Origin of the sequence: Streptomyces sp. NPDC088246 (assembly GCF_044741025.1) — a bacterium.
GTDB lineage: Bacteria > Actinomycetota > Actinomycetes > Streptomycetales > Streptomycetaceae > Streptomyces.
In genome coordinates, this window is record NZ_JBIURV010000007.1 from 173,626 (window position 1) to 193,004 (window position 19,379).

General features: G+C 70.6%; 19 protein-coding genes and 1 pseudogene. 8 read left to right on the forward strand and 12 right to left on the reverse strand.

Annotation, left to right across the window (positions count from 1 at the left end; genetic code table 11):
* Window positions 1–80: 80 nt before the first annotated feature.
* Window positions 81–527 carry an RDD family protein gene (locus ACIPEK_RS12965; RefSeq protein ID WP_401994704.1) on the forward strand — a complete coding sequence of 149 codons (447 nt, stop codon included), beginning with the start codon at window positions 81–83 and terminating at the stop codon, window positions 525–527.
* Window positions 528–651: 124 nt separating this feature from the next.
* Here the strand turns inward: ACIPEK_RS12965 and ACIPEK_RS12970 are convergent.
* From ACIPEK_RS12970 to ACIPEK_RS12980, 3 genes and pseudogenes are all read right to left on the reverse strand, one after another.
* Window positions 652–774: pseudogene (locus ACIPEK_RS12970) on the reverse strand (ABC transporter ATP-binding protein); the annotation flags it as partial.
* A gap of 168 nt (window positions 775–942) precedes the next feature.
* Window positions 943–2,202 carry an Ig-like domain-containing protein gene (locus ACIPEK_RS12975; RefSeq protein ID WP_401994459.1) on the reverse strand — a complete coding sequence of 420 codons (1,260 nt, stop codon included), beginning with the start codon at window positions 2,200–2,202 and terminating at the stop codon, window positions 943–945.
* A 237-nt stretch (window positions 2,203–2,439) separates the two neighbouring features.
* A complete protein-coding gene (locus ACIPEK_RS12980; RefSeq protein ID WP_401994462.1) occupies window positions 2,440–2,853 on the reverse strand; it encodes a hypothetical protein in 414 nt (137 codons plus the stop codon).
* A 108-nt stretch (window positions 2,854–2,961) separates the two neighbouring features.
* Here ACIPEK_RS12980 and ACIPEK_RS12985 point away from each other — a divergent pair, with 108 nt between their 5' ends.
* Window positions 2,962–3,249, forward strand: a complete 288-nt coding sequence (locus ACIPEK_RS12985) for a hypothetical protein (RefSeq protein WP_351264502.1) — start codon at window positions 2,962–2,964, stop codon at window positions 3,247–3,249.
* Window positions 3,250–3,262: 13 nt separating this feature from the next.
* On the opposite strand, the gene hutH is transcribed toward ACIPEK_RS12985, so the two are convergent.
* The 5 genes from hutH to ACIPEK_RS13010 form a co-directional block, all read right to left on the reverse strand.
* Window positions 3,263–4,813, reverse strand: coding sequence for a histidine ammonia-lyase (gene hutH, locus ACIPEK_RS12990; protein ID WP_383075544.1), 1,551 nt, complete (start codon window positions 4,811–4,813; stop codon window positions 3,263–3,265).
* 78 nt (window positions 4,814–4,891) lie between these two features.
* Complete coding sequence (locus ACIPEK_RS12995; protein WP_401994466.1) at window positions 4,892–6,061, reverse strand: diguanylate cyclase domain-containing protein; 1,170 nt, start codon at window positions 6,059–6,061, stop codon at window positions 4,892–4,894.
* An 85-nt stretch (window positions 6,062–6,146) separates the two neighbouring features.
* A complete protein-coding gene (locus tag ACIPEK_RS13000) occupies window positions 6,147–6,959 on the reverse strand; it encodes an enoyl-CoA hydratase/isomerase family protein (protein WP_383075548.1) in 813 nt (270 codons plus the stop codon).
* A 75-nt stretch (window positions 6,960–7,034) separates the two neighbouring features.
* Window positions 7,035–8,207, reverse strand: a complete 1,173-nt coding sequence (locus tag ACIPEK_RS13005) for an adenylate/guanylate cyclase domain-containing protein (RefSeq protein WP_401994469.1) — start codon at window positions 8,205–8,207, stop codon at window positions 7,035–7,037.
* Window positions 8,208–8,692: 485 nt separating this feature from the next.
* Complete coding sequence (locus ACIPEK_RS13010) at window positions 8,693–9,598, reverse strand: biotin--[acetyl-CoA-carboxylase] ligase (protein WP_401994472.1); 906 nt, start codon at window positions 9,596–9,598, stop codon at window positions 8,693–8,695.
* A 133-nt stretch (window positions 9,599–9,731) separates the two neighbouring features.
* Here ACIPEK_RS13010 and ACIPEK_RS13015 point away from each other — a divergent pair, with 133 nt between their 5' ends.
* From ACIPEK_RS13015 to ACIPEK_RS13030, 4 genes are all read left to right on the forward strand, one after another.
* Window positions 9,732–11,324, forward strand: a complete 1,593-nt coding sequence (locus ACIPEK_RS13015) for an acyl-CoA carboxylase subunit beta (RefSeq protein ID WP_401994475.1) — start codon at window positions 9,732–9,734, stop codon at window positions 11,322–11,324.
* Window positions 11,325–11,338: 14 nt separating this feature from the next.
* Window positions 11,339–11,548: an acyl-CoA carboxylase epsilon subunit gene (locus ACIPEK_RS13020; protein WP_266358479.1), complete on the forward strand. Its 210-nt coding sequence runs from the start codon at window positions 11,339–11,341 to the stop codon at window positions 11,546–11,548.
* 154 nt (window positions 11,549–11,702) lie between these two features.
* Window positions 11,703–11,831 carry a morphogenic membrane protein MmpB gene (gene mmpB, locus ACIPEK_RS13025; RefSeq protein ID WP_093900106.1) on the forward strand — a complete coding sequence of 43 codons (129 nt, stop codon included), beginning with the start codon at window positions 11,703–11,705 and terminating at the stop codon, window positions 11,829–11,831.
* Between the two features lie 142 nt (window positions 11,832–11,973).
* Window positions 11,974–12,585 (forward strand): Maf family protein, encoded by a 612-nt coding sequence (locus ACIPEK_RS13030; RefSeq protein WP_401994479.1) that lies wholly within the window; start codon window positions 11,974–11,976, stop codon window positions 12,583–12,585.
* A 416-nt stretch (window positions 12,586–13,001) separates the two neighbouring features.
* Here ACIPEK_RS13030 and ACIPEK_RS13035 read toward each other — a convergent pair whose 3' ends face one another.
* Window positions 13,002–13,451 (reverse strand): hypothetical protein, encoded by a 450-nt coding sequence (locus tag ACIPEK_RS13035; protein WP_401994482.1) that lies wholly within the window; start codon window positions 13,449–13,451, stop codon window positions 13,002–13,004.
* Window positions 13,452–13,863: 412 nt separating this feature from the next.
* On the opposite strand from ACIPEK_RS13035, the gene ACIPEK_RS13040 reads away from it, so the two are divergent.
* Window positions 13,864–15,618: an acetyl/propionyl/methylcrotonyl-CoA carboxylase subunit alpha gene (locus ACIPEK_RS13040; RefSeq protein ID WP_401994485.1), complete on the forward strand. Its 1,755-nt coding sequence runs from the start codon at window positions 13,864–13,866 to the stop codon at window positions 15,616–15,618.
* Between the two features lie 85 nt (window positions 15,619–15,703).
* Here the strand turns inward: ACIPEK_RS13040 and ACIPEK_RS13045 are convergent, their stop codons facing one another.
* Entirely contained in the window at window positions 15,704–15,886 is a 183-nt protein-coding gene (locus ACIPEK_RS13045) for a hypothetical protein (protein ID WP_401994488.1), read from the reverse strand.
* 72 nt (window positions 15,887–15,958) lie between these two features.
* Here ACIPEK_RS13045 and ACIPEK_RS13050 point away from each other — a divergent pair, with 72 nt between their 5' ends.
* On the forward strand, window positions 15,959–16,558 hold the full coding sequence (locus ACIPEK_RS13050; RefSeq protein ID WP_401994491.1) for a TetR/AcrR family transcriptional regulator: 600 nt from the start codon (window positions 15,959–15,961) through the stop codon (window positions 16,556–16,558).
* 184 nt (window positions 16,559–16,742) lie between these two features.
* Here the strand turns inward: ACIPEK_RS13050 and ACIPEK_RS13055 are convergent, their stop codons facing one another.
* Both ACIPEK_RS13055 and ACIPEK_RS13060 read right to left on the reverse strand, forming a co-directional pair.
* Window positions 16,743–17,717, reverse strand: coding sequence for a DeoR/GlpR family DNA-binding transcription regulator (locus ACIPEK_RS13055; protein ID WP_401994494.1), 975 nt, complete (start codon window positions 17,715–17,717; stop codon window positions 16,743–16,745).
* 186 nt (window positions 17,718–17,903) lie between these two features.
* Window positions 17,904–19,343 (reverse strand): NAD(P)H-quinone dehydrogenase, encoded by a 1,440-nt coding sequence (locus tag ACIPEK_RS13060; protein WP_401994497.1) that lies wholly within the window; start codon window positions 19,341–19,343, stop codon window positions 17,904–17,906.
* Between the last annotated feature and the right edge of the window lie 36 nt (window positions 19,344–19,379).

Genomic DNA, 19,379 nt, shown 5'->3' on the forward strand with positions numbered 1-19,379 from the left:
CCGGGCCGTACGCCCATCCGGCTCTCCCGCCCGTCCCCGGGCAGCGCGCCGCGCCCCGAATCCCACCGCGTGTGGGCGACATGCGCCGCTATCTCGCCGTCGGCCTCGACTGCTACCTCTGCCTGGTCACCGGCGGTTTACTGGCCCGGCCGTATGTGGACACGGCCCGCATCCCCGAGACCGTCGGTCTGCTGCTCGGCCCGACGCTCGCGTTCTCGTTCCTCAACCAGGTGGTCCTCACCGCGATCGCCGGGGGCGGCGCGGGCAAGCTGATCATGGGGGTACGGGTGATCAGACTGCCCGACGCCGGGCGGCCGGGACCCTGCAGGCTGGTGCGGCGCTGGCTGTACGGGCTGTGCCGGCTGCCGTTGCAGCCCTGGTACGCGATGAGTTCGTTCCTGGCGGGCCCCGGCGCCCTCCCCCTCAGTGCCTTCTGGAGCAGCGGGCACGACGATCCGGTGGGCCTGCGCCAGGTCCGCCACAGCGACCTCGCGGCCCACCGGAGCGCCGCAGCCGAACACCGCTGAGGCCGGGCCGCGCCACCGCCGACAGGCGTACCGCACCACCGCCGACGGCCGGACCGGGCCGCACCACTGCCACCGGTCGACGGCAGAGCGCCCGCCGGACGGCCTGCCCCCCGCAAGTCCCTTCTCAGGCCGCCGCGTTCTCCGTGATCGTTACCTTGCCCTTGCGAATCGTCGCCAGTCGTGGCGCACGCCGGGCGATGGCGCTGTCGTGCGTGACCATGATGAAGGTCAGGCCGTGCTCCTTCCACGTGGCGCAAGGCTGGGGACGCGGTGTGATGGTGAGTTGAGGCCACGGTGAGAGCCGGATGAGAACCCCTGCGAACGCCACAGGCGGCGGCACCCGGATCCGAGGGGATCCGGGTGCCGCCGCCTGTGTACGGGGATTGGGTACTGCGGGAGGGGAGGTGCGTGCGGGTCAGGCCTGGGAACCCGCCGTCCACTCCGCCCAGCTCATGTTCCAGCCGTTGAGGCCGTTGTCGGGGGTGATGGTCCTGTCCGGGGAGTTCTTGACGATGACCACGTCGCCGACGAGGGAGTTGTTGTAGAACCAGGCGGCGGGCTGGTTGGCGTCGCTCGCGCCCTTCACGTCGGCGAGGCCGACACAGCCGTGGCTGGTGTTGGCGCTGCCGAAGACCGACCGCGCGCCCCAGTAGTTGCCGTGGATGAAGGTGCCCGAGGTGGACAGCCGCATGGCGTGCGGCACGTCCTTGATGTCGTACTCGCCCTTGCCGTCGGAGTCGGTGAAGCCGACCGTCGCGCCGTTCATCCGGGTCTCCTTGAACTTCTCGGAGATCACCATCTGCCCGTTGTACGTGGGGTTGGCGGAGGAGCCGGAAGAGATCGGGATGGTCTTGATCGTCTTGCCGTTCTGGGTGACGGTCATCGTCTTCGTGTTGGCGTCGACCGTCGAGACCTGGTTGCGGCCGACCTTGAAGGTGACCGTCTTCTGCTGCACACCGAAGACGCCGTCCGCGCCCTCGACGCCGTCCAGCGCGAGCTTCAGCGTGACGGTGGAGCCGCCCTGCCAGTACTGCTCGGGGCGCAGGTCGAGACGCTGCGAGTTGAACCAGTGGCCGGCGACTTGCTGACCGCTGCTGGACGTCACGGTGATTGCGTCCTGGACGGCCTTCTTGTCCGTGATCGGCTTGTTGAAGTTGATCGAGACCGGCATGCCGACGCCGACCGTGGAGCCGTCCTCGGGCGTGAAATTGCCTATGAAGCTGTTGGCAGGCGACACGGTGGTGAACGAGGAGTTCTCGTGCGCCTCGCGGCCCTTGGAGTCCTTGGCCGCCGCACTGATCTTGTACGTGGTCGAGCGCTCCAGCTGGACGTCCGGCTTCCAGCTCTTGCCGTCGGCGGCGAGCGTGCCCTTGACGGTCGCACCGGCCGACGTGGTCATGGTGACCTGGGACAGCGTGCCCTTGGTGACGGTGACCTTGGCGTCGTTGTTGATGCTCGCGTTGGTCGCACCGTTCTTCGGCGCGATGCTGATCTGCGCCTCCGACGCGTCCTGGGCGGCCGCCTTGTCGACCTCGGCCGCCTGCGACTTCTTCGAGCCCTCGGCGCTCGCGCCGTTGTCGTTGCAAGCAGTGAGCACCAGAACGCCACCGAGCAGTGCGGACGCGGCCATCAGGCCCTTGCGCCGCTTGCTGTCCGTCATCACACGTTTCTCCATCGTTGCCTAATCCCCAAAAACCCCGAGCAGAGCCGCCGACGACCGGCGAAACCCGTCAATGTTCCTAGAACCCATGGAAGGGGTCTTCCGTTCCACATCCAAGAGGGATGTGGGGAACAACACTCATCGACGCATCCGCGTCGGCGGTGGTTCCCGGTGCCGGTCGCGTATATACGGCCGGTACGCACGACGGCCCCGGTTCGCGGAAAGCGGGCCGGGGCCGTGGCTCACCGCCTGCTAGATCCGCCGCTCCGCACCGCCGCTCGCGCCGCTGTGCTCGCCGTCGTCCTCACCATTGTGCGGGACGTCGCCGGCGACCCACTCCTCGTCCTCGTCGTCGAGGTCCCAGCCGTCCGGGTCGTCCGGGTCGTAGTCGACGGTCTCGCTGCTCCAGGACGCCTGGGTGAGCTCGACCCCCGGCACCTCGCTGACCAGGTCGAACGGATCGATGAGGGAGGCGAGGGCCTCCGCTCCGTCCTCCCGTACGGCCGACTCGGCCTGCATGCGTTCCTCGGCGGACTCGCCGCCGGGCTCCCCGTACTCGGCGGCGATGGACTCCAGTGCGGTACCGCTGAGGGCGGCGGGGTCCGTGATCTCCAGCACCATTTCGACCTGAAGTCGAACAAACCGTGATGTCTCAGAAGTGCTCATGTGCCGGAGCGTAAGCTCCCCGCCCTCGCGACTTTCCTGCGACCCGCTGCTTTCACTAGCATCGGCGTACAGGCCTAACTCACGGCTGTGACAAGGGGGATCGATTCCGTGGCCGCTGCTCGCCGCCCGCTCCTGACCGCCACCGCTGCGGGCACGTTGCTGGCCGCCCTGTGGTTCGTACCGTCCGCCAACGCGACGGACGAGTCGACCGGCACACCGGGAGCACGGAGCCGGCAGGTCACCGCCGCCGTGGACACCGCGGCCGGTCCGAGGCTCGCCGACACCGGGGCCGGGGTCGACACCACCCCGTATCTGATCGGCGGCACGGCGTTCCTGGGCATCGGCGCAGCGTTCGTCACCTACTCGGTACGCCGCGCCGACGCCCTGTCCGTCTGAACTCCTGCCGGGCCTAAGCCAGCGGTCCGGTCACCGGCTCGACCGCCGCGACCAGCTTCCCGGCACGTACGAACGCGTCCGCCGCGGCCAGGTCCGGCGACAGGAAGCGGTCCGGCCCCGGGCCCTCGACACCTGCCGCGCGCAGCGCCTCGATGGCGGCCTGCGAGGCGGGCGCGGGGGTGAGGCCCTGGGCGGCGCGCAGTTCGATGGCGCGGGTCGCCGCGTACAGCTCGACGGCGACGATCCGGGCGAGGTTGTCGACGGCGGTACGCAGCTTGCGCGCGGCCGACCAGCCCATGGAGACGTGGTCCTCCTGCATCGCGGAGGACGGGATCGAGTCGGCCGACGCGGGGACGGCGAGCCGCTTCATCTCGCTGACCAGGGCGGCCTGGGTGTACTGGGCGATCATCAGGCCCGAGTCCACACCGGCGTCGTCGGCGAGGAACGGCGGCAGTCCGTGCGAACGGTTCTTGTCCAGCAGCCGGTCGGTGCGGCGCTCGGTGATCGAACCGAGGTCGGCCGCGACGATCGCCAGGAAGTCGAGCACGTAGGCGACGGGGGCGCCGTGGAAGTTCCCGTTGGACTCGACCCGGCCGTCGGGCAGCACCACGGGGTTGTCCACGGCGGAGGCCAGCTCGCGGTCCGCGACGATCCCGGCGTAGTCGAGGGTGTCGCGTCCGGCGCCGTTGACCTGGGGCGCGCAGCGCACGGAGTAGGCGTCCTGCACGCGCGGCGCGTCGTCCTGATGGTGGCCGGTGAGGCCCGATCCGGCCAGCACCCGCAGCATGTTGTCGGCGCTGACGCCCTGGCCCGGATGCGGGCGGATGGCGTGCAGTTCCGGGGCGAGCACCTTGTCCGTACCGAGCAGCGCTTCCAGGGAGAGGGCGGCGGTGATGTCGGCGGAGGTGTAGAGGCTCTTCAGATCGGCCAGGGCCATGACGAGCATGCCGAGCATGCCGTCGGTGCCGTTGAGGAGGGCGAGGCCCTCCTTCTCACGCAGCTCGACCGGGGTGATGCCATGGGCGGTGAGCAGCTCACCGGCGGGGCGCACGGTGCCGTCGGGGCCCTCCGCGTCACCCTCGCCCATCAGCGTCAGGGCGCAGTGGGAGAGCGGGGCCAGGTCGCCGGAGCAGCCGAGCGAGCCGTACTCGTGGACGACGGGGGTGATGCCCGCGTTGAGGACGTCGGCCATGGTCTGCGCGACCTCGGGCCGTACGCCGGTGTGTCCGGAGGCCACCGTCTTCAGCCGCAGGAACATCAGGGCGCGGACGACCTCGCGCTCGACCCGCGGGCCCATGCCGGCAGCGTGCGAGCGGACGATGTTGCGCTGGAGCTGTGCGCGGAGATCCTGGCTGATGTGCCGGCTGGCCAGCGCCCCGAAGCCGGTGGAGACGCCGTAGACCGGCTCGGGCTTGGCGGCGAGCGCGTCCACGATCTCGCGGGCGGCGGCGAGTGCGCTCACGGCGGCCGCGGAGAGCTCGACACGAGCGTTGCCGCGGGCCACGGCGATGACGTCCTGGGCGGTGGTACCGGACGTCCCCACCACGACTGTATGCATATCCATATTCAGAAGCGTACGGACTGAATCCCTTCATGTCACTAGTGGTCGTACGGTTGACCCCTTACCGATCCGGTCACACAGTCAGGGCCGACTGCCGCGCAGGTGGCGGCGGTCGTGCGGGGACTTCGGCGGCGAGTCGGCCAGCCGGATCACCTCGCCGTCGCGCCCCGCCACCACCGGCTTCGTGGAGCGGGCCGCCTTCGCCCGGTACTGGGCCGCGTCCGCCAGCCGGAACAGCCGCCGCGCCGACACCACCGGGCCGATCGGATCACCGGTCGACGCGATCCCGCAAGCCACCCCGTCGCCGAGCTCCAACTCGGCTGCCCGTTCGCAGAGTTCGGCGGCCACCCGGATCACTTCGTCCACCTCGGGGCCCACCGCGAGCAGGCAGAACTCATCGCCGCCGAGCCGGGCCGCGAGCGCACCGGGCAGCATGGCACCGCAGCGGGACAGCACCGAGCCGAAACGTTCCAGCAGACGGTCGCCGACCGCGTGGCCATGGCTGTCGTTGACCCGCTTCAGACCGTTGAGGTCGCAGACGACCAGGCTGACCACTGCCCCGTCCGCCTGATGCTGCTCCACCGCCTCGTCGAGCCGCACATCGACTGCGCGGCGGTTGGCCAGCCCGGTGAGCGGATCGGTGAAGGCGAGCTTGCGGAGCTCTTCCAGCCGCTCGGTCTGGGCGATCCCGGCGGCGACGACGGCAGCCAGCACGGTCGCGAGGTCCGCGTCCTCCCGCCCGAACACCGGCTCCCCCACCGGGCGGGCCACATAGAGCTCGCCCCAGGCCCGCCCGTGGAGCACGATCGGCGCGACCACGCAACAGCCGCGCCGGCGCCGGCGCAGGGCGGCCACCCGCTCGTGGCAGTACACATGCCCGTACCCCCGCACCCCCGCACCCCCGCCCGGCATGCCGCCCACCGGGCCGTCGGCGGTCTCCACCCAGGCGTCCGGCTCACCGCCCCCGGCCCACCGTTCATGCAGGAACTCGGCGATCTCCGGGAACCGATGCACCGGGTACGTCTCCTCCTCGGGGAACTCCTCCTCCCCTTCGGCCCGTTCGCCCGCGTTGACCAGCACGCGCAGCCGCCCGCGCCCGCGCTCCCAGACGGAGAGCGCGGCGAAACTGCCGCCCAACGCCTCGCACGCCCCCAGCGCAGCCGCTCGCCACGACCCCCGCGGGGTGTGTGCCGCCGCCATCGCCTGCGCAAGCGAAACCACGGCCCGCAGCCGCGCATCATCACCACCCATCGCTACAGCATATGTAGCTCTGTGGTGATTTGATCAGTTTGGGACGTCGACCATGTTCGCTGCGCAGCCTTGCGCATACACAACGTCACTCGCCGGGCCAGTTCGGCTTCCTCTTCTCGTTGAACGCGGCCACACCCTCGGCCCGGTCGCCGGAGAAGGCCACCGAGCGCCAGGCGGCGTCCTCGACTTCGAGTCCGGCCCGGAGATCGAGGCCGTGCCCCAGCCGCAGCGCCCGCTTGGCAGCCCGCAGCCCCACCGGGGAGTTGGCGGCGATCCGGCCCGCGAGCGCCAGCGCGGCCTCACGGTCCCGTCCCGCCTCCACCAGCTCGTCGACCAGCCCCGAATCACGGGCCTCGGCCGCCTCCACCCGCCGGGCCGTGAAGACCAGCTCGGCGGCGCGCGCCGCACCGATCCGCCGCGGCAGCAACTGCGTACCACCACCACCCGGAATCACGCCGACCGACACCTCGGGCAGGCCCACCACCGCCGTGCGGTCGGCGACGATCAGATCGCAGGACAGGGCCAGCTCGAATCCACCGCCGAGCGCGAAACCGTGCACGGCCGCGATCGTCGGCATCGGCAGTTCGAGTACGCCGGTGTACGCGGCGCGGGCGGTGGGGCGCTGGCGCAGCAGCTCGGCGTCGGTGAAGGAGTTGCGCTCCTTCAGGTCCGCGCCCACACAGAACGCCCGCTCATGGCTGGAGGTGAGGACGGTGACCCGTACACCCGGGTCGGCGGCGAGCGCGGCGCAGGCGGCGGCGATCGAGCGGGCCATGTCCGTGGACACGGCGTTCATCGCCTTGGGCCGGTCGAGGACCAGCTCGGCGACGTGTTCCTGTCCCTCGTGGACCCGTACGACGACGAATTCCCCGAACCGCTGCTCGGACGTGACGGTCATGACTGCACCCCTCCGGTTAACGATCGTTACCGGAGGGATCCTATGGGGCGCCCCGGACAGCGGTCCGGGGTTGTGTCAGGACGTGCCCCGGCGCGCCAGCAGCCAGGGCTCCACGACGCCGAGGCCGCGCACCGGGCGCTGCCACATCGGCTGCAGCCCGTAGCGGTACTTGGGCACGGCCGTCGGCTCCACGCCGCTCTCGCGCTCCTTCTCGGCCGCTGCGGCCTCCTCCGCCGCCTGCGCCTCGGAGGACGGAGCGTCGCCGGTACGGGTCAGCTCCTCCGCGAACGCCCCGTCCACCAGCACGGCGTCCTTCGGCGCTATCGAGGTCAGCCGGCTGGCGAGGTTCACCGTCGTACCGAAGACATCGCCCATTCGGGTGGTGACCGTGCCGAAAGCGATGCCGACGCGCAGCGCGGGCATGGTCTCGTCCTGGGTCATCGCCTCGATCAGGCGCAGCGCGATCTCGGCCGCGGTGCGTGCGTCGTCGGCGGCGTAGAGGACCTCGTCGCCGAGGGTCTTGATGAGCCGGCCGCCGTGGGCGGCGACCAGGTCGGCGCAGGTGGTCTCGAACGACTCGACCAGTTCGCCGAGCTCCTCCTCCTCCAGCCGCCGGGTCAGCCGGGTGAACCCGACGAGGTCGGCGAAGCCGACGGCCAGGCGCCGGTCGACCATTTCCTCGTCGTCGGCGGCCTGCACGACCCGGCCGGTGGCGGCGGCGAGCTGGCGCCGCCACACGTACACCAGGAACTCCTCCAGTTCCGGGAGGAGCAGCTCGACCAGCGGGTACGTGACCTCGGTCCGGGTCATGCCGGGCTCGGGCGGCTCGGTCAGACCCTCCAGGAAGGAATCGATCTGCCACTCCGCCAGCCGGGCAGTGGTCTGCCCGGTGGACCGGGCCACCTGGATCGCCATCGGCTCGCTGAGCAGCCCCGCCTCGACGAGACCGGCGAGCCGGCGCAGCGCCAGCACATCGGCCTCGGTGAGCGCCCTGGCCTGCCCGATGTCGGCGAAGCCCATGGCCCGCCAGAACCGGGAGGCCAGGTCCATCGAGACGCCGGCGGTACGGGCCGCCTGGAACGGCGTGTAGCGCCGGTCGGCGCCCAGGATCAGCTGTTCCAGCCGGATCGCGAGGGGATCGTCGGTCGGTTCCGCCGTATGGTCGACTTCGTGATGCGGTGTCGGGTGGACCGAGGGGTCCGACGGGGGCTCCGCACCCGCACCGGAGGTCGTGTCGTCGACGGTCACCAGCCGCCTCCTGCCCGTTCCCTGCGCACTGCCCTGCCGATCTGTCGGTGGATCGCCTCAACGATACGGCAGGTGTGCCGTGGCTCACGTCGCTGAGTCTTCCGGGAATGTTCCTGGGCGGGCCGGGGGCGTGAGTGGTTGCAGCCGGTGGGTGGTTTCCAGGAGGGCAAGGGCCCTGAAGCCTTCCGGGAATGTTCCCGGGCGGGCCGGGGGCGTGAGTGGTTGCGACCAGTGGGTGGTTTCCAGGAGGGCAAGGGCCCTGAAGCCTTCCGGGAATGTTCCCGGGCGGGCCGGGGGTGTGAGTGGTTGCGACCGGTAGGCGGTTTCCAGGAGGGCAAGGATTCATGCCCCCGGTACGTGCCGAGGCAGGCCGGAGGCGGAGGGCAGGCGCAGACACACCGCGGCGCCCCGCACGCGCGGCCCAGGCGTTGCCCCGGTACGTGTCCGGGTGAGGTGGAGGGCGGCCTTGCGCGACCGCCGCTGCCTCACGTCAGGCCGCCGCCGATACCCCGCAGGTGCACGATGTCGCCCGCCGATACGGGTTCCTGGAGGCCGTCGTCGGTGGACAGGATCAGTCGGCCGTCGCCGTCGATCGCCACGGCCTCGCCGGTGAGCGTGCGGCCGCCGGGCAGCTGGGCACGTACCGTCCGGCCGAGCGTCGCGCAGCCCGCCGCGTACGCCGCCTGCAGGCCGCTCGCCGCCGCGTCGCCGTCCGCCGCGCGCCACTGGCCATACCAGTGCTCCAGCGAGCGCAGTACGCCCCGCAGCAGCGTCTCGCGGTCGGTGGAGACCGCCCCGGCCAGGGCCAGCGAGCCGGCCGTGGGGGCGGGGAGTTCGTCGGCGCGCAGGGACACGTTGAGGCCGATGCCCACGACGACGCCGTCCCCGGCGCGCTCGGCCAGGATGCCGCCCGTCTTGCGCTCCTCGCCCAGTGGGGTCTCCCCTGGACGGAGCTTGTCGGAGTCCTTGGGGATCGTCACGAGGAGATCGTTGGGCCACTTGAGGAACGTGTCGACGCCCGCCGCACGGGCCAGACCCGTCGCCACCGCGACGCCGGTGAGCAGCGGCAGCCAGCCCCACCGGTGTACGGGGACATCGCCCGGCGTCAGGAAGACGGAGAGGAACAGGCCCGAACGGGCCGGAGCCGTCCATGCGCGGTCGAGGCGGCCGCGGCCCGCGGTCTGTTCCTCGGCGACCAGCACGGCGCCGCCTGCGAGCCCCGCCGCCGCTCGCCCGGCAAGATCGGAGTTGGTGGACCCGGTGGTCTCCACGACGTCGAGCGAGGTCCACAGTCCGCCCGGCCGCAGCAGCCCGCGGCGCAGCGCGGGGACGTTCAGGGGCGGTCGGTCCAGGTCCGACCAGCGGCTGTGAGACGCATCCGAAGGTGTCATGCAAGCCAGACTAGGTGTGGCAAACGACGCACTGCCGAACCGTATCCACGCCGATACCCTACGGATCAGTAGGTGTTCAGTACCTGATCAGCAGCACAGTCGTCCCCGTGACCAGGCAGGGAGCCGCCACCCGATGTCCGAGCCGGAAGAGATCGACATCCACACCACCGCGGGCAAGATCGCGGACCTGCAGCGCCGTATCGACGAAGCAACGCACGCGGGCTCCGAGCTCGCGGTCGAGAAGCAGCATGCGAAGGGCAAGCTGACCGCCCGCGAGCGGATCGACCTGCTGCTCGACCAGGGCTCCTTCGTGGAGCTCGACGAATTCGCCCGGCACCGTTCCACCAACTTCGGTATCGAGAAGAACCGCCCCTACGGAGACGGCGTCGTCACCGGCTACGGCACGGTCGACGGCCGCCCCGTCTGCGTGTACTCGCAGGACTTCACCATCTTCGGCGGCTCGCTCGGCGAGGTCTACGGCGAGAAAATCGTCAAGGTCATGGACTTCGCGCTGAAGACCGGCTGCCCGGTCATCGGCATCAACGACGGCGGCGGCGCCCGCATCCAGGAGGGTGTGGCCGCGCTCGGCCTGTTCGCCGAGATCTTCCGCCGCAATGTGCACGCCTCGGGCGTCGTCCCGCAGATCTCGCTGATCGTCGGACCGTGCGCGGGCGGAGCGGTCTACTCCCCCGCGATCACCGACTTCACGGTCATGGTCGACCAGACCTCGCACATGTTCATCACCGGCCCCGACGTCATCAAGACGGTCACCGGCGAGGACGTCGGCTTCGAGGAGCTGGGCGGAGCCCGCACCCACAACACCACTTCGGGTGTGGCGCATCACATGGCGGGCGACGAGAAGGACGCCATCGAGTACGTCAAGTCGCTGCTGTCGTACCTCCCTTCGAACAACCTGTCCGAAGCGCCGGCCTTTCCGGAGGAGGCGGATCTCGCCACCACCGACGAGGACCGCGAGCTCGACACCCTCGTCCCGGACTCGGCGAACCAGCCGTACGACATGCACACCGCCATCGAGCACGTGCTGGACGACGGCGAATTCCTGGAGACCCAGTCCCTGTTCGCGCCGAACATCATCACCGGCTTCGGGCGTGTCGAGGGCTACCCGGTCGGCATCGTCGCCAACCAGCCGATGCAGTTCGCCGGCTGCCTGGACATCAACGCGAGCGAGAAGGCGGCACGGTTCGTCCGCACCTGCGACGCCTTCAACGTGCCCGTCCTGACCTTCGTCGACGTCCCCGGCTTCCTGCCCGGCGTCGACCAGGAGTACGGCGGCATCATCCGCCGCGGCGCCAAGCTGATCTACGCCTACGCGGAAGCGACCGTCCCGCTGATCACGGTGATCACCCGCAAGGCCTTCGGCGGCGCGTACGACGTCATGGGCTCCAAGCACCTCGGCGCCGACATCAACGTCGCCTGGCCGACCGCGCAGATCGCCGTGATGGGCGCGCAGGGCGCCGTGAACATCCTGCACCGCCGCACCATCGCAGCCGTCACGGACCCCGACGAGGCAGAAGCCACCCGCGCCGAGCTGATCGCCGACTACGAGGACACGCTGCTCAACCCGTACGTGGCGGCCGAACGCGGCTACGTCGACGCGGTGATCCTGCCGTGCGACACCCGCGCCCATATCGTGAAGGGGCTGCGCCAGCTGCGCACGAAGCGGGAGTCGCTGCCCCCGAAGAAGCACGGCAACATCCCCCTCTAGAAAGGGTCCTGGCCATGATCAAGGTCGTACGGGGCAACCCGACCCCTGAGGAGCTGGCTGCCGCGCTGGCGGTGGTCCGGGCGCGTGCCGCGGCGACGGCGTCCGATGCGTCGTCCGGCGCGCCGACGCTGCCCGGCCAGTGGTCCGACCCGGGGCGTATCGCCCGGCGCGAGCGCCGGCTGCCGGGGCCGCGGGCCTGGGCGCGAACGTACTGGCCCGGGTAGTCGCAGGAGTACCTGTTCGCGCACGTTTTCGGAGGTCCGGCCCTTTGGGGGCCGGACCTCCGGTGTGTCCGGGCGCGATCTGGTCCGTAAGCACCAGGGCGGCTGAGTACCTGTACTCAGGCGCGGTATCCGCCTCCGCAGCAGGATCGGTCCCATGCTGTGGTCCGACCCGGAGAACAAGCCGCCGAAGGAACTGCGCGACGCCCAGGACATGATGCGGCGCGCGGGACTGGTGCTTGCGCTCGCGATGGTGGTCGCGATGTTCGTGCTCGGGACGCGGTGAGGGGCGCGGTGGGGGCGCGGTAGGGCGCGGGGCGGGGTGGCCGCTGCGCGGGGCTTGTTCCCCTGCCCGCCCCTTCCCGGCTGAACGCCGGACGGGCTGAAATCTGCCCGGGCGGGCCGGATACCGGCTCGCCCCTTCTACGATGGCGCGTATGACTGATCAGCGCCGTCTCGTGCTCGCTTCCGCCTCCCCCGCCCGTCTCGGCCTTCTGCGGCAGGCCGGATTCGCGCCCGAGGTGATCGTCAGCGGGGTGGACGAGGACGCGCTGAGCGCCCCGACGCCGGCCGAGCTGGCGCTCGTTCTCGCCGAGGCCAAGGCCGCCGCGGTGTCCGGCCGTCCGGAGGCGGCTGGTGCCCTGGTCATCGGGTGCGACTCGGTGCTCGAACTCGACGGCGAGGCGCTCGGCAAGCCGGCCGACAGCGAGGAGGCCATCGCCCGCTGGAAGTCCATGCGCGGCCGCGCCGGTGTGCTGCAGACCGGCCACAGCGTGATCGACACCGCGACCGGACGTACGGCCTCGGCGACCGCCTCCACGACCGTCCGCTTCGGCGAACCGACGGACGCCGAGATCGCCGCCTACGTGGCCTCGGGCGAGCCGCTCCACGTGGCGGGCGCCTTCACGCTGGACGGCCGTTCGGCGCCGTTCGTCGACTCCATCGAGGGCGACCACGGCAATGTCATCGGGCTCTCGCTGCCGCTGCTGCGCCGGCTGCTGGGCGAGCTGGGGATCTCCGTGACCGAGCTGTGGGTCTGAGAGCCTGTCGGGTGACCTCCGATCGGATAGCGGACGCGGTCTGGTGCGTGCGATTCCAAGGCGCCGGGATGTCCTCGGATGGGGCCTCCCCTGCTCGAACGAAGTTGAGAGCTTGGGGAAGGAGCTACTAGGGCATTTCGGCAACGCGGGAAGCGTGCGTGCCAGGGCGTGGCTGCCCGGTCAGAGGTCATCCGACAGGCTCTGAGAGCCTGTCGGGTGACCTCCGATCGGATAGCGGACGCGGTCTGGTGCGTGCGATTCCAAGGCGGAGGAGAAAGTCGACGCGAAGGGGGTCCCCCCATGCCTTCAGCTATGGGGGAGTCGGTGACTGACGACAACGCGGGAAGCGTGCGTGCCAGGGCGTGGCCGCCCGGTCGGAGGTCACCCGACAGGCTCTCAGCCGGACCCGTTCTGCGTCAGGCCGTGGCCGGAGCGCCGGGTTCGGCCTCGTCCGTCGACCCGCCGGCCTCGGGGCCGTACGCCACCAGCGTCAGCACGATCAGCCCGAGCACCACCATCAGACACGCGAACGCGGCCCAGCCGACCAGCCCCACCGTCAGCGCACCCAGCACCCCGTGCACCACGGCGCAGGTGATGAGGGCGATACGGCCGATACGGCCTGGGGCCCGGTCGCGGATGCCGGCCAGCAGGAGGACCAGCCCGCACAGCAGCAGATACAGGCCGAAGGCGCCGCCCATCGCCCATGTGCCGTTGGACATGGCTGCGGATTCCAGCCCGGCCAGTGACATGTCCTGGTTCTTGACGACCGTCGCCAGGATGCCGTTGATGACCACGATGCCCAAGGCCTCCACGAACAGCACGATCGCGGTCACGAACGCCACCGGTCTGCGCACCACGGTGCTCACCCCCTGTTACCTGCAGTACGTGCGATAGCGCGGACCCTACTCACGGGTATCGCTCCGGACAAGGGTCCGGACGGCCTTCGCTCCCACCCCGTACCACTGAGGCGCACCCGTGCACTTTCCTCGCACCCCCCTTGTCGCGCCTCTCGTGCGTCGGGCAAAGAATCGTTCGCCCGTTAGTGGGGACTCGACAAAGAAACGCCGTGCGTGGCTGCTTGCAGTAACAGAGACCTGGACCACACCTCGTGGCTACTGTGCGGTCATGAATCCCGGCGTACCGTGGTGCCACAAGGGATTTTCGCGACTTGAGCAAGCCTCGAATCACACTCCGTGTGGGCAAGCTCACCAATGGGGACGGGTCGTAGGGCCGTGTCGGTAGTCCCTAAACTCAGCTTGTTTCAAGGAGGGAGCCATCGTGCGCAAGGTGCTCATCGCCAACCGTGGCGAAATCGCTGTCCGTGTTGCTCGGGCATGCCGGGATGCCGGAATCGGGAGCGTGGCCGTCTACGCCGACCCGGACCGCGACGCTCTGCATGTACGCGCGGCCGACGAGGCATTCGCTCTGGGCGGTGACACCCCGGCCGCCAGCTACCTGGACATGGCCAAGGTGCTCCAGGCTGCCAAGGACTCCGGGGCGGACGCGATCCACCCGGGATACGGCTTCCTGTCGGAGAACGCCGAATTCGCCCAGGCCGTCATCGACGCGGGTCTGACCTGGATCGGCCCGCCGCCGCAGGCGATCCGGGACCTCGGTGACAAGGTCGCCGCCCGTCACATCGCGCAGCGCGCCGGTGCCCCGCTGGTGGCCGGTACGCCCGACCCGGTCGAGGGCTCAGCCGAGGTCGTGGCCTTCGCGAAGGAGCACGGGCTGCCGATCGCGATCAAGGCCGCCTTCGGTGGTGGCGGTCGCGGGCTGAAGGTGGCGCGCACGCTGGAGGAGATCCCGGAGCTGTACGACTCCGCGGTCCGTGAGGCCGTCGCGGCGTTCGGCCGCGGGGAGTGCTTCGTGGAGCGCTACCTCGACAAGCCGCGCCACGTCGAGACGCAGTGCCTGGCCGACAGCCACGGCAACGTCGTCGTCGTCTCCACCCGTGACTGCTCGCTCCAGCGCCGCCACCAGAAGCTGGTCGAGGAGGCCCCCGCGCCGTTCCTCTCCAAGGCGCAGAACGCGGAGCTGTACGCGGCGTCGAAGGCCATCCTCAAGGAGGCCGGTTACATCGGTGCGGGCACCGTGGAGTTCCTCGTCGGCACGGACGGCACCATCTCGTTCCTGGAGGTCAACACCCGCCTCCAGGTCGAGCACCCGGTCACCGAGGAGGTCACCGGCCTCGACCTCGTACGCGAGATGTTCCGCATCGCCGACGGCGAGAAGCTCGGCTACGACGACCCGGCCATGCGCGGGCACTCGTTCGAGTTCCGGATCAACGGCGAGGACCCGGGCCGAGGCTTCCTGCCCGCCCCGGGCACGGTGACCACGTTCGCCCCGCCGACCGGCCCCGGTGTCCGCCTCGACGCAGGCGTGGAGTCCGGTTCCGTCATCGGCCCCGCCTGGGACTCGCTCCTGGCGAAGCTCATCGTGACCGGTGCGACCCGTGAGCAGGCGCTGCAGCGGGCGGCACGCGCGCTGGCCGAGTTCAACGTCGAGGGCATGGCCACCGCCATTCCGTTCCACCGCGCCGTCGTCACCGACCCGGCTTTCACCAGCGACCCGTTCCAGGTCCACACCCGCTGGATCGAGACCGAGTTCGTCAACGACATCAAGCCCTTCACCGCCACCGCCGAGGCGGAAGCGGAGGAGGAGGTCGGCCGCGAGACCGTCGTCGTCGAGGTCGGCGGCAAGCGTCTCGAGGTCTCGCTGCCCTCGTCGCTGGGCATGAGCCTGGCCCGTACCGGGCTCGCGGCGGGCGCCAAGCCCAAGCGCCGCGCGGCGAAGAAGAGCGGCTCCGCGGTCTCCGGCGACACCCTCGCGTCCCCGATGCAGGGCACCATCGTCAAGATCGCCGTCGAGGAGGGCCAGCAGGTCAACGAGGGCGACCTCATCGTCGTCCTGGAGGCCATGAAGATGGAGCAGCCGCTGAACGCGCACCGCGCCGGCACCGTCAAGGGACTCGCCGCCGAGGTCGGCAGCTCGATCTCCTCCGGCGCCGTGATCTGCGAGATCAAGGACTGATCGAGCGGTACCCGACGTTCGGCCGGGGCCCCTGCGGAGTCGAACGGCTCCGCAGGGGCCCCGGTCGGTCGTTCGGCGGCGTGCGTCACTCCCCGGCGGGTGGCGCGGCAGCCGTCCTCGTGGCGAGCAGCAGGATCAGGGTCGGCGCCAGGAAGCCGGCCCCGGCGAGCAGCCCGGTCGCGTGGCCCTCGGTCATCCCGTCCGACCCTGGCAGATCCGCCGCCCGGACCGCGGCCGCGAGCGGCAGGAAGGCGAGCCCGGTGCGCAACGGGATGTAGGTGCCCTCCGGATACGCAATGGCATCCTGGACCCTGGGGCGGAAACGAGGGAGGACTGCGCAATGGCGATGAGCACGGCACAGACGCCGGCCCGGCCCATGCGTGCCGACGCGCGCCGCAATTACGACCGGCTGCTGGGTGAGGCCCGCACCGCCTTCGCGGAACACGGCACCGATGCGTCCCTGGAGGACATCGCGCGACGTGCGGGCGTGGGGATCGGCACGCTGTACCGGCACTTCCCGAACCGGCACGCGCTGATGAACGCCGTCTTCCAGGAGGCCCTCACCTCCCTGATCACCCGTTCCCGCGAACTCGCGGGGGCGGAGCAGCCCTGCGCTGGCCTGGTGGAGTGGCTGGGCGCGATCATCACTCATGCGGGTGAGTACCGCGGGCTCGCCCAGGCGCTCATGTCGACGTCACGGGACGAGACTTCGGCACTCTCGCAGTGCAATGTGCCGCTGCGCGAGGCGGGGGCGGTGCTGCTGGCGCGGGCGCAGGCGAGTGGGGCCGTGCGGGCGGATGTGTCCATCGACGACCTGATGCAGCTGACGAACGCGATCGCGCTGGCTGCGGAGCAGTCGCCGGATGATCCGGAGTTGGCGGGGCGGCTGCTGATGCTGACCTTGCAGGGGCTGAAGGGGCCGAACGCGGAGGGGGGTTGAGGGGTGCGGCGCCTGTGGGCGCTGCGGGCCGCTGCGCGGGGCCTGTTCCCCTGGCCGCCCCTTCCCCGAACCGGGGCGCCGCCCGGGCCCCGGTCCTCGGTCGCCGGACGGGCTGGAACAACAACCAGGGGCTCCGCCCCGGATTCGAGAAGGGGCGGGTCGGGGAAAGGTAACCACCGCCCCCCTACCGGCGCCGCAGATCCGCCACTCTCGCGCGATCCCCCTGCCCCTGTTCCGCCAGTACCGCAGCGCTCCGTAGCGGCTGCGGGCCGGGCCCCCCGGGACCACCTCCACGCGTACGGCGCTGCCCTGGCAGCGGCATGTCGCGGCGGGTCTGGCGGCCCGGCGGGAGGGCCTCGGCCGATGCGGGGCCGACGCCGGCCCCGGCCACCGCGATCTGCACCCCCTGGTCGGCCAGGGCCTGCAGCTCGGTGGCGGCACGGTCGTCGTGGCCGGCCGGTTCGTCCGTCACCAGACGGGTGATGAGATCCGTCGGCACCGTCTGGAACATGGTGTCGGAGCCGAGCTTGGTGTGGTCGGCCAGGACCACCACCTCCGCCGCGGCCTGCACCAGGGCCCGGTCCACACTCGCGGAGAGCATGTTGGACGTGGAGAGGCCGCGTTCCGCGGTGAGCCCGCTCCCGGAGAGGAACGCTCGCGAGACCCGCAGTCCCTGGAGGGACTGCTCGGCCCCACTGCCCACCAGGGCGTAGTTGGAGCCGCGCAGGGTGCCGCCGGTCATCACCACTTCCACCCGGTTGGCATGGGCCAACGCCTGGGCGACCAGCAGCGAGTTGGTGACGACGGTCAGACCGGGGATCCGCGCGAGCCGACGGGCCAGCTCCTGCGTGGTCGTACCGGCACCGACGACGATGGCCTCACCCTCTTCGACAAGACCGGCGGCCAGGTCGGCGATGGCCGTCTTCTCGGCGGTGGCGAGATGGGATTTCTGCGGAAAGCCGGACTCCCGCGTAAAACCGCCCGGCAAGACCGCACCGCCGTGCCGGCGGTCGAGGAGTCCTTCTGCCTCCAGCGCCCGCACGTCCCGCCGTACGGTCACTTCGGAGGTCTGGACGACGCGGGCGAGCTCACGGAGCGATACCGCCCCGTTGGCACGCACCATTTCGAGGATCAACTGACGACGTTCTGCAGCGAACACGAAACTGACAGTAACGTGACGCCCGAGTGTTTTCAGCAGTTTGCGCCGAATAACAGAAGTTGTACATACAAGGGGTCGCCAAGTGGTATAGGCGACCCCGTTGTTGTTCCGTACTGATCGCCAGACGGTCACCCGACCGCCTGAGCTGCCGGGAGTTGCCGGGGATTGCCGGGTTCCCGAAGGCGCTTACGCCTCGCCTGTGAGCTTACGGGTGTGCAACTGACGGGCCACTTCCGCGATCGATCCCGACAGGGACGGATACACAGTGAAAGCGTTTGCGATCTGCTCCACCGTCAGATTGTTGTCGACCGCGATCGAGATGGGGTGGATCAACTCGCTCGCCCGCGGCGCGACGACACAGCCGCCGACCACGATGCCGGTGCCGGGCCGGCAGAAGATCTTGACGAAGCCGTCGCGTATGCCCTGCATCTTGGCGCGCGGGTTGCGCAGCAGCGGCAGCTTGACCACCCGCGCGTCGATCTTGCCGCAGTCGACATCGGCCTGGCTGTAGCCGACGGTGGCGATCTCGGGGTCGGTGAAGACGTTCGAGGAGACCGTCTTCAGGTTCAGCGGGGCCACCGCGTCACCGAGGAAGTGGTACATCGCGATCCGGCCCTGCATGGCGGCGACCGAGGCGAGGGCGAAGATCCCGGTGACGTCACCGGCCGCGTAGACACCGGGGGCGCTGGTGCGAGAGACCTTGTCGGTCCAGATGTGGCCGGACTCCTTGAGCCTGACCCCGGCCTCCTCCAGGCCCATGCCCGCGCTGTTCGGGATCGCGCCGACCGCCATCAGGCAGTGCGAACCGGAGATGACCCGGCCGTCGGCGAGGGTGACCTCGACCCGGTCGCCGACGCGCTTCGCCGCCTGGGCGCGGGAGCGGGCCATGACGTTCATGCCGCGGCGCCGGAAGACGTCCTCCAGGACGGCGGCCGCGTCCGGGTCCTCACCCGGCAGCACCCGGTCACGGGACGAGACGAGGGTGACGCGTGAACCGAGCGCCTGGTACGCGCCCGCGAACTCGGCACCCGTCACGCCGGAGCCGACCACGATGAGCTCCTCGGGGAGCTCGTCGAGGTCGTAGACCTGGGTCCAGTTCAGGATGCGCTCGCCGTCGGGGAGCGCATCCGGAATCTCTCGGGGGTGGCCACCGGTCGCGATCAGCACGGCGTCGGCGGTGAGCGTCTCCTCCGTACCGTCGGCGGCGGTCACGACGACCGTGCGGGAGCCGTCGGCGGCCTGGAGGCCCTTGAGGCGGCCGCGACCGCGCATCACGCGCGCCCCCGCACGGGTGACGGAGGCGGTGATGTCGTGGGACTGGGCGAGCGCCAGGCGCTTCACGCGCCGGTTCACCTTGCCGAGGTCGACGCCGACGACACGGGCCGCCTGCTCGATGTGCGGCGTGTCGTCCGCGACGATGATGCCCAACTCCTCGTACGAAGAGTCGAAGGTGGTCATCACCTCTGCCGTCGCGATCAGGGTCTTCGAGGGCACGCAGTCGGTGAGCACGGACGCGCCGCCGAGGCCGTCGCAGTCGACGACGGTCACCTCCGCGCCGAGCTGGGCGCCCACCAATGCCGCCTCGTACCCGCCGGGTCCGCCGCCGATGATCACGATCCGGGTCACGAAAAGTCCGCCTCGCGTGTGTCATCCCGCGGCCGT

What these genes read in the sequence shown, in the direction of transcription:
- hutH (WP_383075544.1), bottom strand. Translation starts at nt 4,813, where the DNA reads ATGGATATGCATACAGTCGTGGTGGGGACGTCCGGTACCACCGCCCAG.
- mmpB (WP_093900106.1), top strand. Translation starts at nt 11,703, where the DNA reads ATGCTGTGGTCCGACCCGGAGAACAAGCCGCCGAAGGAACTGCGCGAC.
- ACIPEK_RS13050 (WP_401994491.1), top strand. Translation starts at nt 15,959, where the DNA reads ATGGCGATGAGCACGGCACAGACGCCGGCCCGGCCCATGCGTGCCGAC.
- ACIPEK_RS12965 (WP_401994704.1), top strand. Translation starts at nt 81, where the DNA reads ATGCGCCGCTATCTCGCCGTCGGCCTCGACTGCTACCTCTGCCTGGTC.
- ACIPEK_RS12980 (WP_401994462.1), bottom strand. Translation starts at nt 2,853, where the DNA reads ATGAGCACTTCTGAGACATCACGGTTTGTTCGACTTCAGGTCGAAATG.
- ACIPEK_RS12975 (WP_401994459.1), bottom strand. Translation starts at nt 2,202, where the DNA reads ATGGAGAAACGTGTGATGACGGACAGCAAGCGGCGCAAGGGCCTGATG.
- ACIPEK_RS13000 (WP_383075548.1), bottom strand. Translation starts at nt 6,959, where the DNA reads ATGACCGTCACGTCCGAGCAGCGGTTCGGGGAATTCGTCGTCGTACGG.
- ACIPEK_RS12995 (WP_401994466.1), bottom strand. Translation starts at nt 6,061, where the DNA reads ATGGGTGGTGATGATGCGCGGCTGCGGGCCGTGGTTTCGCTTGCGCAG.
- ACIPEK_RS13015 (WP_401994475.1), top strand. Translation starts at nt 9,732, where the DNA reads ATGTCCGAGCCGGAAGAGATCGACATCCACACCACCGCGGGCAAGATC.
- ACIPEK_RS13010 (WP_401994472.1), bottom strand. Translation starts at nt 9,598, where the DNA reads ATGACACCTTCGGATGCGTCTCACAGCCGCTGGTCGGACCTGGACCGA.
- ACIPEK_RS13030 (WP_401994479.1), top strand. Translation starts at nt 11,974, where the DNA reads ATGGCGCGTATGACTGATCAGCGCCGTCTCGTGCTCGCTTCCGCCTCC.
- ACIPEK_RS13020 (WP_266358479.1), top strand. Translation starts at nt 11,339, where the DNA reads ATGATCAAGGTCGTACGGGGCAACCCGACCCCTGAGGAGCTGGCTGCC.